The sequence below is a fragment of the Bacillus capparidis genome, from assembly GCF_017832095.1.
GTDB lineage: Bacteria > Bacillota > Bacilli > Bacillales > Bacillaceae > Bacillus > Bacillus gobiensis.
Map to the genome: position 1 here is coordinate 559,680 of NZ_JAFDST010000002.1, position 12,223 is coordinate 571,902.

Sequence of the window (12,223 nt, forward strand, 5' to 3'; positions counted from 1 at the left end):
ACAAGTCGTGAGAATATTTTACTTAAAATCAATAAATCATCGTACTGGGAGGTACTTTTATGACGAATCAAAAAGAAAATCGATACAACAGACGTGACTTCTTAAAAGCTGGAGGAGTAGGTGCAGGCGCACTGGCACTATCGGCGGGTGCAATGGGGATTCCCGGAATGTTCGAAACTGAAACGGCCCAAGCCTATTCGAATATTGACGGCGTAAAGAGTTCGGATTTTCCTCGGAAAGATGGAGAAACCAATGACACGAAAAGACTTCAGCGATTGATTAATGCATCGGAAAATGAAGGCTGGATTCCGATTCATCTTAATGAAAATAAACCGTATGTGATTTCAGATACAATTCTGATAGACAGCGGCGATAAAAAGCCTCTGATCTTCGGAAAAGGATTCCGCCGCACCGTGATTAACGGCGAAAACCTTCCTGCTGGTAAACCGGCAATCAAAGTACATGGCGGCTGGGGTATGATGACTGGTGGAATGCTGTTTGGCGTTGGTTTTCACGGAAACGAGAATTCAATCGGAATCGAAATTGCCGGAGTCAATGGGTTTCGTGTCGACTTTTGCCAATTTGAGCTGAACAAGGTGGGTATCTTGTTTCATAATGAGATCTTACAAGAATTCACGGAAGCATGTACCGCTTCACACTGCGACTTCAGAGGCTCCTGCAAAACAGCTGTCGAGTACAAGCAATCAAACAACGTCGAGAGCTTTCACGGCACCGGAATTAGAAGCTGCACGATAAACCAAGGTGCAGAGGAAACAGAGCCTAAAATCAGGATTGGTGAAAACTGTATTCCGTTTAACGCCCCATTGGAATTCAACATTTGGACAAGAGGTCAAACACCGATTATTAAAAACGACGGGAATGAACCTGCCACCTTTTACGGAACGATTTCGATCGAGAACTTTGATCACGGCGATTCCGGATATAAAGTGGAAATGGTATCTAAAAAAGACAGTCCTGTCTATTTGATTGGTGCCGTATCAGCGCTTGACGATCAATCACAGCTCGGAAACCTGGTCTTATGTGACAGAGTGCAAGTCAATCCTGACCGAACCATCAATGTCCAAACTAAAAAAAGCCAGCACTTATTTCAATTAACGACTGGTGCCAATGAGACGATAGCCGTTACAAACGGAGTATCTTCCATTATCACCATCTACTTGCAAGCTGCTGACTACAACTATGCCTATACGCTGCTTGTATACAGAAATGTCGGAGATGATAAAGGGACAGTCACCAATTTAGCGAATCACAAAAATCACAACGCCGCAATGTATTACGGTCCAACGTTTTCAGTGGAATCAGGAAAGCTGGTTATCACGAATAAGAACTTCCCTGAATCCGGTGTCACTGCCAAACTCTCAGTCCTTGATATCGGATCGAGATACCAGTATTTTATGGTGTAATATGTGAAGAGGATCACTTTAATATGAAGCTTCAATCAGCGGGGGCAAATCACTTCTCCCCCGCTGATCTTCCTCGAAAAAAACATTTCCGGTTCTCCCCTATTTCAATGAGGATATTTGGTGAAGAAAAAAATTCGATGGGATAAAAAATACTCCTTAAATGAGCCTCATTTAAGGAGCAGCAAAACACGATGTTCAGTCTTTTGATTAATTGTTAGAAGCTGCCTTGGTCGGCGTAGAATCCATTGTGGAAGACCAGCTTCCTCCGTCCGGCAGACGTACCCAGGATTTATCCGCAGAAGCAGAACCGTAGTGATACTGATCAATGACTGCCCCATTTGGAGTTTTTAAAGTCACGTCGTCGCCAGAGTTATTATAGTAGTTGCTTGGTTCCCATACAAAGTATCCTTTAGAAGGAATCGTCGTGCCGCTTGGAATCGTATAAGGCGCAGAACCAGCATCGACATAATCATCAAGAATATATCCAGACAAATCAACAGCAGAATCGGTAGGATTATAAATTTCGACGAACTCTTTGCTATATTGAGTCCCGGATGCAGGAAGCACCTCATTGATTACCAGCTCATCAGAAATCTCTCCACCGCCTCCAGATGAACCTTCTTTTGTATATCCAGCAGAAAGAGCATCTGACTCATTAAAGAAGTACACGCGGTTCTCAATCGGAATTTGTTGATAATCGCTAGGTACAACATACTTATTTGTATAGAAATCTCCTACATACTTATCTTGAGATTGTCCAGAGACACGATCACGAAATTCAAATGGCAGTTCCTGCATAGGATTAGACGGATCCCAAATTCCCCGGCCGTTTTGTTTCGCTTCCAAATAAGCCTGCTGGTACTCCTCAAAATGAAGCATATTTGGCCAAATATAATAAGTCGCGGCATGCCCCTGACGAACCATCTCTTCATTTACATCTAAAGAGCCTTTATGAACGTGAGCAAGCAACCGGCCGTAAGCATCGGTTTCCTCAGCATCAGTTTCGATCGTTACTTGAGTTCCAGAAGGAAGAAGTTGATTCAAATAATTTTTAGCTTCAGTACCCCATGGCTCTTGAGCTTCTCCTTGATAATTGGTTTCAGGAGTATCGATTGAAAGCATTCTTACTTTGTAAGTCCCATTGATAGTTTCATTAAGATAAACTGTGTCACCATCTACCACCCTATCAATGGTAGCATTGTATGTAGCAGCAAATGAAGTGTTCGGAAACAGACCAAAAAACGCAATAAGAGTAACAACGACTGGCAAAGCGAAAGTCAACAATCGTCTTTTCATCATAATCCTCCTTTACATTATTTAGCTCCTTTATTAGATCATACCATTGTTTTATTGATATAAATAATCGGTTAATAAAGTGTAAAGGCTGTTAGGAAGTGACTATGGTCGGGGGGAGTTTCGTTACGATCAATCTAGGTGCAGTTAAAAGGAACTAAATATTTTATTGCGTTTTTAACACTCCATTGGAATGCAATGAAACATCTACTATTAAAAAAACGGCCATTATAAATACCTTTCTCATTTCCTATCTCAATTCCTTCACGCTGCGACTACTGTCCAATCCATTTCTTACAATTCTTATTCAATGATAGAGAAGCACAACATCAATAGATTCATACAATACAATAACGGTTGGAAAAAAGGACTATGTCAGACCTTCCATATCATGAGATCAATGAAGGAGGAATTAACAAATGGCATTAGGAGATATTCTTCGCGAATTTCAAGCTCCCATCGAAGCCCGTGGTTTCGGCCGTGCTGTTGCTTTTGATGGTCAGTTTCTTTATCTCACAAGGGTTGGAGATAGAAATATCCACAGGGTGACCACTACAGGTACATTTGTATCATCCATCCCTACACGCATTGATTACGGTGCTCTGAAATTTGACAGCACGGAAGGCGTTTTTTGGGCTGGTGGATTCGAAGGAACTTCTGACATAGATAAAATCTCCATATCAGGGGATGAGGCGGCTGTCCTTGATACAATCAACTATAGTGACACAGTTCCACTTGACCCGGATGACAGATTTCCTGGATTCGTTAGTGGTATTACCGTTGATCCGGCTACTGATACGCTCTTCTTTAGCACGAATTTAGGGGGATCTGTATACAACATCCGTAAGGACGGTTCATTCATTAACAGTTTCCAAACACCTCCACAAGATGGCTTCTCCAGTAGGGTTACTGGCGTTGAATCTGACGGAATAAACCTATGGCTTAATCTAGTCATAAATCTTGGAAATGAATTTAATGACGTTCGGGTTTATACTGTTCAGACGGATACAGCAGGCAATGAAACTTCCAATCGATTTCTTTCCGGTACCGGCTTCGAAGTCACCGAAGACTTGGAATTTGATAACATCACATTTGCACCCCGGTGTGCGCTTTGGTCTAATGAGGGGTCTTTTGGTGGAACCGGTATCCGAGCCTTTGAGATACCGTCCCTGGACCGTATTCATTTCTTAGAGATTTGAGCCGTAGGTAAATTTATTCCACAATAATGTTTGAGTTTTTTACCGTTATGGACATAAAGCAGCCCCTCCAATTGGAAGGGTTTTTAATATCATGATGTTAGACTCTCAGTTATATTTAAAAACAACACTATGATTCCATTGATTTATCTGCTATAACAATTCTTTTTTCATGGATACAATTCCATAACCCTTACCTGAATCTCGGCGGGAGAGGATGCGATAGCCTCGTTGCTCATACATCTGAACCAGCCATGGGTGATTATCAGCTGTTCCAAGTGAGACCGCCGGGCTTTTCAAAAGATCTCTCACTACACTCTCCTCGCACCACTTCAGCAATTTCGATCCTACTCCACTTCCTCCTACTAAAGGATCAACGGCAAACCACCAGATATGAGGGACTCCAAATGGTCCCGGATGGTCACCCCAAGGCATGCGCAAAGAGATGGTGCCCAGAACCTCTCCTTCTTCTGATTCTAAGATGAAACAAAGATTATCTTTAATATTTTTCTTAACAAAATCCAAATCTGCATATGCAGTATCAAATGTGATGCCGAGCTCTCGAATTGGCCTGTACGCTCTCTGTGTTAGATCTAACAGAATCTTTGCATCACTAACTTCAGCCGATCGGAATTTTTCCATAGCAAGCTCTATCCTCCTTACGACCTTTTGTTATTGATTGATTTGTCTAATCCACCGATTAATTAAACAGCTACTCCCTGTTCATAAGGCTTATCTAATCTTTTTTCATACAATGATTGAATGAAAGCAAACAATGCAGTAAGTCCCCAATAAATGATTGCAACAGCTAGATAGCTTTCAAAAAAATTATATGTTCCTGCTGCAGCAAGCTTTGCCTGGGCAAACATATCTGTTAATCCAATAGTAAATGCAAGTGAGGTTTCTTTAATAATCATAATAAAGAAATTTCCGGTAGGAGGGATGGCTATTCGGGTTGCTTGTGGAAAGACTATCCTGCGAAGCCCCTGCCATTTCGTCATTCCTACAGAAAGTGCCGCCTCCATCTGCCCGCGTTCTACTGCTGATAATGCAGAACGAAAGACTTCTGAGAGATAAGCTGAGTTTCTTAAACTGAGAGCAATAATCACAGCTGTAAAACCATTAATAAAAGCGAATTGCGGAAACAGCTGCGGCAAACCAAAATAAAACAGAAAGATCTGCACTAGAGAAGGAGTTCCCCTAAAGTAAGAAATATAGACAAGTGTAATTTGATACAGCACAGGTATTTTGCTTTTAGTAATCAATCCAAGCAAAAGCCCTAATACAATAGCAAAAAAAGTAGATAACACAGCCATTATTAATACCATAGGCACATACGGTATCAGAAGAGGAAACATCTCTATTAAATACTTAAAATCAAAATCCATTCGTTTCTCCTTTCTCAATCAATGTCTAAGGGCTTCGTCACGTCCAGCTTAAACCATTTCTCTGAAAGCTTTTTCAATGTGCCGTCTTCTTTAAGCTCAGCCAGCTTTTCATCAAAAAGCTTCTGAAGCTCTTGATTATCTTTTTTAAAAGGAAAAGCGAACACAGTGGGTTCAAACGGATCCCCCGCATACTTTAAATCAAGTCCTGATTTTTCAATTTTTATAAGCCCGCTTGGATAGTCTACAAGGTTAGCATCCAAACGCTTGTTTACGATATCAAGAAAAATGCCGCCGCTATCCTCGTATGATTTCAGATCAAAATCAATGCCATGTTTGTTCTTATAATCCTCTAAATATTTTTCCTTTGCGGTTCCCATCCCTTGTGCGATTATCTTTCCGTCTAAGTCCTCTAGTGATCGGATTTTATCATCGTCACCGCGTACAACCAGCTGCCACGCTGAATAAACATATGGTTCCGTAAAGTTAAATTTCTTTTCCCTCTCGGGAGTGATCTCAGCCTGATTGGCTATCGTATCAATTCGATTACTTTCGATTAAACCAAATAAACCACTGAAATCTGCAACTGTGTATTCAACCTTATAACCGCTTCGTTTTGCTATTTCATTAATAACGTCTATGTCATAGCCAACCAACTTTTTATTATCATCATAATAGGAACTGGGAATCGTTTTTCCGCTTGTTCCAACCCGAATCACTTTATTACCCTCTGCTGCTTTTTCTTGCTTTCCTGCCAAGTTGGATTCCCCGCTTTGGCCGCATGCTGCAAGAATAAGAATAAAAATAAATAAAATTAATGTTATATGTATGAAATTTCGTTTTTTCACAGAGTATTCGCTCCTAAAGGTATGTTTTTATTGTTTATACTGTAGACTTTGATTTACTTTTTACTTCATCAGCCAACAGTTCATAGGACCGCTGCCGCTTTTTACGATCCTGGATTTTTGTGACAATGATAAACTCATCCACTTGATACTTCTTTTTTAATTCATCAAGAGCTTCGTATACTGTTGAAGGTGAACCAGCGATTACCGTTTTTTCCTTCACTTCAATTTTTGCCAGTTTTTCAGACTGACGTACAAATTCTTCTGCTTTTTGTATGTCGTCCACGTTAATCTTTGTCCCATCTTCAAAAGTGATTTTTACATGCTGTTCCTTGCTTTTCAGCACTTTCGCTTCAGCATCTGTACTAGCCACAATGACAGACACCGCCAAAATAACATAAGCAGATTTCTCAGCACTGCGAAATTTATACGAAGAACGATATTGTTGAATTGCTGCCTCAAGCTCATCACTATCACTATTAATAAATTGGGCAAATACATAAGGACTGCCAAATTCAGATGCGATTTTTGCACTTTTAAGACTTGTTCCTAATAAATAAAAATCAAGTGAATTTTCTGGTTCAGGAATAGCTTTCAGCCCATAAAGATTATGTTCAGCAGGAACAGTGCCGTGTAGAAACTGCCTTAATTCCAGCAATTTTTCTTCAAGAGTTTTACCGCTGTTCCCCTGCTGCAGCGCCTCAGTAGAGAGAGGAAGACCACCAGGAGCACTGCCAATTCCAAGATCGACTCTTCCTGGTGCAAGAGCTTCTAGCACATGAAAGACCTCTGCTACTTTATAAGGACTGTAATGCTGAAGCATAACCCCACCTGATCCAACTCTAATTTTGCTCGTATTAGCTAAAATGTAAGAGATCAAAACCTCTGGAGCTGATCCAACCACTTTCGGTGAATGATGATGCTCTGATACCCAGAAACGGTGATACCCCCATTTTTCTGCTTTTAGAGCCAGGTCAATCGTATGAAGAAAGGCATCCTTTGGCATCTCATCCTCGCTAATCGGAGTTTGGTCTAATATACTTAGTTTCATGAATCTTTCCTTCTTTCAGTCATTTAATCTTATTAAACTCATTAATATAGTAGGTTTAATGATAGCGATATATCCGTTCTATCAACGATTATGTACTTTATCCTGCGCAGATACAAAACGATTCCGCGGGACATCCAGACCTAAATTTCCTCGTAGAGTAGTTGACTCATATTCTGTACGAAATAGGCCCCTCTTTTGTAAAATTGGAATGACTTTATCAACAAAATCATTAAGTCCTTCCGGCAGAATTTGATTACCGAGTACATAGCCATCTGCTGCTTCCGCTTCAAACCATTCCTGAATGGAGTCAGCTACCTGCTCAGCCGTACCAATAAAAACATTGTCATCCTTAGGTGTTGTAATTCTAAAGGCAAGCTCACGTAATGTTAGATTTTCGTTTTTTGCAATATGCTTAATCCGTTCTGTTGTTGCTTGGAATCCGTTGCGCCCTAAATCTCCAATGTCTGGGAAAGGCTCGTCAAGCGGGTGCTGCGTAAAATCATAATGATCAAAGTAACGCCCCAAATAATCCAGTGCAGCTTTTTCATCAACAAGCTCTGTCACTTGTTGATATTTTTCTATAGCTTCTGCTTCAGTTTCACCGACAAACGAAGTAATAGAAGGGAAAACAAACAGGTCATTTTTATCGCGGCCAGCTTTATCTGCCCGGTTTTTTACATCTTTATAGAATTTCTGTGCATCTTTTAGTGTCAAATGCCTGGTGAAAATCGCGTCTGCTTCACGAGCAGCAAATGACATCCCCGCTTCTGATGATCCTGCTTGAAAAATAAGCGGATGGCCTTGCGGGGATCGACCGATATTAAGCGGTCCTTCGACAGAAAAAAACTCACCTTTATGATGTAAGTGATGCAGCTTTTCTGGATGAAAGAAGACGCCCGACTCTTTATCCCGGATAAAAGCATCATCCTCCCATGAATCCCAAAGACCCCTTGTAACTTCTAAATATTCACTGGCAATTTTGTATCTCAAATCATGCTCAGGATGCAAACCTTTATTATAGTTAGCTGCGGATTTTTCAAGAGGTGAAGTCACCACATTCCATCCCGCACGCCCTCCGCTAATATGGTCTACTGACGCAAATTGTCTGGCAACTGTAAATGGTTCGCTATAGGTAGTAGACAAAGTAGCTACCACTCCAATATGCTCAGTCGCACTTGCCAATGCAGTTATTAGTGTAATTGGTTCAAAACGATTCAATAAATTAGGCCTGGTTTGCTCGGTTATGTAAAGGCCATCGGCTACGAATAGGAAATCTAGCTTTCCTTCTTCTGCTTTTTGGGCAAGTTTTCGATAGTGCCCAATATTAATGCTTCCATCCGCCACTGCTTTAGGATGGCGCCAGGATGACATATTCCCTCCTGACCCATTTAACATTGTTCCAATTCTCAATTTACGCTTTAACGCCACAATAATCCCCCTTCATTCAGCTAACCGCTTTAATTCCTAGTTATCATATATGTTTTATTTGTCTATCATACACTCGTCATAATTTCTAGTCAATTCTTTATTGAATAGATATTTCTATCAATAAGATGAAAAATCCATTGTTATTTTTTTGAGTATTATGTATTATGAGTGCAACGCTAAGGATTAAAAAACGAGGTAACCTTATTTCGAGGTACTTCTGATCATACTTTTTTAAAAATGAATAACATTATCAATCGAGGTGCTATCTCCATTCCTTCACGCTGCGACTACTGCCTAATCTTTAGAGACTTCCGTATTCTTCTTTAATTGCTTTATTAGTACAAAACTCATAGAATTTTTTAATTAACTCATCAATGTCTTGCTTTCTAACTATTTTTTTCAACCATTCTTCTGGAATTTCGTTCATTTTAAAATACACTCCTGCAATGATCCAGTTATTGAAGCCACGGTGTCCGTATTTTATGATGATGATACCAAGTTACCTTTTATTCTGGTTCACCAATATGAATATCTCTAAGTTGTTTTGCTGTAAATATATCCTTCGATGAAGAAGACAGAACTTTTTTACACAGATGTAATTTTATTATTTTATTTTAAATATAGATATTATATGTTGATCCGGTCTTACAAGTGCGAATATGTAGGCTTGTGATCCATTTCGATATTTAGAATTTTTATTTGGAATTAGCAAATCTTTATTAACCGGAAAAGCTATACCTTTATAAATATCAGCAAATAACCTTTTTTCCTCTTCAGGTTGATATCGACCAATAGAAATTAGTGAATGCTCCAGACCCATTTTTCTTAGGGGGTGAAAATCTGTTTCTTCTAAAATATAGGGAACCCTTTTGCCCGTTACCCATTTTCCAAACTTTTTCAAGGAAATGCTTCCTTCTGGCCTAATCTGATCAAATGAGTGATCAACAGGAAGTATTTGGCTAAGCAGTGCCTCCTTTTCCATCGCTTTCTTCCCAATGGCGGATAAATTGGAAATCGTTTTTATCAAAAGCGAACGTCCTTCGGCTAAAAATAGATTGGTAATCGCGATATTCCGGAATATCAGTGCATTATTGTTTTGGATTTCACTTGCCCCCACTCTTTGTTCTACAGAGTAATCATCCAAAAAAGCACTGAAATCTTTGTGCGTTTTCAGTGACAATGCAAGCCTCCATCCAAGACGCCAGGCACCGAGTATTCCTACCATCATACCAGCTCCAGCAGAAGGCCCCATCGCATGAGCAGCATCCCCCGCCAAAAGCCATCTCCCTTTTCTATAAGTATGGCTTTGTCCTTGTCCTAAACGGAAAGCACTCGCCCAAAGCATCTGGCGGACATTAGCATCCGGTAACCTTTCTTTTAATAACTTGCTTATAAAATCCGCACTTGTTGCCTCTTCCCGACTCTCACCTTTATTTATGCGGTAAATGAAACGCCATCTCCTGGGTGCAAAATAAAAAAATCCGTAAGGTCTGTAAGGGTCCAAAACAATATTCGAAATGTTTTTAGGAAGACCACATTCCATTTCAAAATCTGCAACTGCAGAATCCATACCGTAATCTCTCCAAGTTTTATCGATTCCTAACTTGCCTCTAATGACACTACTCGCTCCATCACATCCAACTCCCAAAGGGGCGGACAGTTCATATGACCCTTCTTTACTTTGAACTTTAACGGTAACTTTATCTTTTGTTTGAGCAGCACCCAATACCTTATGACCCCTGCGAATTTCTACGATTCCTGTTTTTCTCGCAATGTCTTCGAGTATTACCTCCGTATCGTGCTGGGGTAATTGAAGAGAAAATTGATAGGGAGTCTCCAGTGTATCAAACGACCACCCAAGAAGTTTTCCACGTTGATTCTCAAATTGGTGTAAAATCCGCCGTACTCCTTTTTCATTGAAATGACTAAATATCCCCAACCATTCTAGAAATTCCATTCCCCTTGGCATCCATGTAATGGCCCTTGATTCATCCTTTGATGTAGGCTCATCTCTTGCTTCAAGAATGAGAGAAGGAATCTTATATTTTGATAATACAAGAGAAAGGGCTAAACCTACTGGACCTCCACCTACGATAAGAACACCGTTATGAAAAGTATTCATTTCTTTTCATTCCTTTACATTTGACTTTACTTTATCGTTTTTAAAAAATCCTTGATACTTTGCTCTAGGTGATAGTTTATAGCCGTGTCATCTTCGCAAAACCTTCCCCACATAATAAAATAAAGAAAAAATGATGTAACAAGATTTTGTATTGTCACCTGATCTATTTTCTTGTCAGTTCTTCCGATAATAAACTCTTCTAGCTGATTACACCCTTGTTGAATAATTTCTAATAATTTTTCATGAATTTTAGGGTTACGTTGTGCTTCTGAAAAACACATAACAATAAAATCTTGACGCATTCGAAGATATTTGAACATTAACTTGAAATATATAGTCAGTTGTTCATGAAGAGTTTGTTCCTCGTTAAAGTCAGGTAAAGAGTCTTTAAGAGAACGGTTAACGGTATACTTTTCAAGGACAGCACTAAGCAATTCGTCTTTAGATTTAAAATAGTGATAAATTAATCCATCAGTGACTCCCGCGGCTTTACCAATTTCTTTTACTGTACTTTCTTTAAATCCCTTCTGAGAAAATAACTTTAGAGCGGCAGTTAAAAGTTTATTTCGAGTTTCTTCTGCTTGTATTTGACGTAGTGTTTTTTCCATGCGATCACTCCTAAATAGTTCTTAACTTACTAAGTACTTACTAAGTTAAATATGAAATAAAAACTGCTAAAAGTCAACAAGACTTATTGTGCTAAAAAGATTACAATAGAAGAATTTTCATCTATAATCAACTGTCCTGCTAAGAAGATAAAACCTTCATGACTATTTGATCAATTTCAGTTTTTTAACCATAGCAATATATATACCCAAAAACCTTGAAAGGCATATTGCCAATCAAGGTTACATTTTAACAATTATTTTCTTACTCCTAACAATAACACCAAGTAAAAGTTCGTCTTGGTTTGACTCAACTAAGTTCTATCAATAAATTCTTTCACAACCATAAGAAAGACTTTTCCTAAGCATATAATTTCATTACAAAAGAATTGTTTCAAGTGCATCACTCAACATGGAATCAAAACTATCAAATGACTTAATCAAAGTTCCTGAGGGTTTATCAAGTTCTACATATACACTCTCTTTTAAGTCGTAACAATACCATGCTGTATCAGAGTCGCCAAAAAATATATATTGCTTTTGCCAATCATTTTCATACCAAAGCTTGTTTATCTCAATAAATCCATGAACCTCTTCATCTACTTCCTTATCACGTAGAGTTTCATCAACACCGTAGATTGCTAATCCATTAAAGTCTAATCCATTTATTTTCTTTAGAAATTGAATATATGACCCAGGTAATACAATGTTTCCTAATTTCTGCTGAATAGTTTGTTTCATTTTTATAATTTCTGTATCTGATGCTGGATTTCTAAGCGAACTTCCATATTTTTCTTCATTTTTTCTATTTCTATCAACAAGTCTTTCCACTGTGACATATCTACTCTTCCCTTCTTTTAAAAGGATTTGGTGG

Annotated in this window: 12 protein-coding genes; 2 read left to right on the top strand and 10 right to left on the bottom strand. The window is 39.1% G+C overall.

All coding sequences use genetic code 11. The features are described 5' to 3' along the window. Positions 1–59: 59 nt before the first annotated feature. Positions 60–1,424: a twin-arginine translocation signal domain-containing protein gene (locus JOC74_RS09860; protein ID WP_053604412.1), complete on the top strand. Its 1,365-nt coding sequence runs from the start codon at positions 60–62 to the stop codon at positions 1,422–1,424. Between the two features lie 207 nt (positions 1,425–1,631). Here JOC74_RS09860 and JOC74_RS09865 read toward each other — a convergent pair whose 3' ends face one another. Then, positions 1,632–2,720 (bottom strand): thermonuclease family protein, encoded by a 1,089-nt coding sequence (locus tag JOC74_RS09865; protein ID WP_053604413.1) that lies wholly within the window; start codon positions 2,718–2,720, stop codon positions 1,632–1,634. Between the two features lie 416 nt (positions 2,721–3,136). Between JOC74_RS09865 and JOC74_RS09870 the strand changes: the two genes are divergently transcribed. Beyond that, entirely contained in the window at positions 3,137–3,916 is a 780-nt protein-coding gene (locus tag JOC74_RS09870) for a hypothetical protein (RefSeq protein ID WP_053604414.1), read from the top strand. A 150-nt stretch (positions 3,917–4,066) separates the two neighbouring features. On the opposite strand, the gene JOC74_RS09875 is transcribed toward JOC74_RS09870, so the two are convergent. The 9 genes from JOC74_RS09875 to JOC74_RS09915 all read right to left on the bottom strand — a co-directional run bounded on the left by JOC74_RS09875 (position 4,067) and on the right by JOC74_RS09915 (position 12,180). Next, positions 4,067–4,555 carry a GNAT family N-acetyltransferase gene (locus JOC74_RS09875; protein WP_211086137.1) on the bottom strand — a complete coding sequence of 163 codons (489 nt, stop codon included), beginning with the start codon at positions 4,553–4,555 and terminating at the stop codon, positions 4,067–4,069. 62 nt (positions 4,556–4,617) lie between these two features. Further along, on the bottom strand, positions 4,618–5,301 hold the full coding sequence (locus JOC74_RS09880) for an amino acid ABC transporter permease (protein ID WP_053604415.1): 684 nt from the start codon (positions 5,299–5,301) through the stop codon (positions 4,618–4,620). 14 nt (positions 5,302–5,315) lie between these two features. Further along, positions 5,316–6,146: a transporter substrate-binding domain-containing protein gene (locus JOC74_RS09885; protein ID WP_053604416.1), complete on the bottom strand. Its 831-nt coding sequence runs from the start codon at positions 6,144–6,146 to the stop codon at positions 5,316–5,318. A 34-nt stretch (positions 6,147–6,180) separates the two neighbouring features. Then, positions 6,181–7,194, bottom strand: coding sequence for an LLM class flavin-dependent oxidoreductase (locus tag JOC74_RS09890; RefSeq protein ID WP_053604417.1), 1,014 nt, complete (start codon positions 7,192–7,194; stop codon positions 6,181–6,183). 81 nt (positions 7,195–7,275) lie between these two features. After that, a complete protein-coding gene (locus tag JOC74_RS09895) occupies positions 7,276–8,622 on the bottom strand; it encodes an LLM class flavin-dependent oxidoreductase (RefSeq protein WP_053604418.1) in 1,347 nt (448 codons plus the stop codon). A 301-nt stretch (positions 8,623–8,923) separates the two neighbouring features. Continuing rightward, a complete protein-coding gene (locus tag JOC74_RS09900) occupies positions 8,924–9,049 on the bottom strand; it encodes a hypothetical protein (protein WP_312883798.1) in 126 nt (41 codons plus the stop codon). 177 nt (positions 9,050–9,226) lie between these two features. Beyond that, positions 9,227–10,744 (bottom strand): FAD-dependent oxidoreductase, encoded by a 1,518-nt coding sequence (locus tag JOC74_RS09905; RefSeq protein ID WP_053604419.1) that lies wholly within the window; start codon positions 10,742–10,744, stop codon positions 9,227–9,229. Positions 10,745–10,770: 26 nt separating this feature from the next. Further along, a complete protein-coding gene (locus tag JOC74_RS09910; protein WP_053604420.1) occupies positions 10,771–11,352 on the bottom strand; it encodes a TetR/AcrR family transcriptional regulator in 582 nt (193 codons plus the stop codon). 375 nt (positions 11,353–11,727) lie between these two features. Then, positions 11,728–12,180: a YrhA family protein gene (locus tag JOC74_RS09915; protein ID WP_053606121.1), complete on the bottom strand. Its 453-nt coding sequence runs from the start codon at positions 12,178–12,180 to the stop codon at positions 11,728–11,730. Positions 12,181–12,223 lie beyond the last annotated feature (43 nt).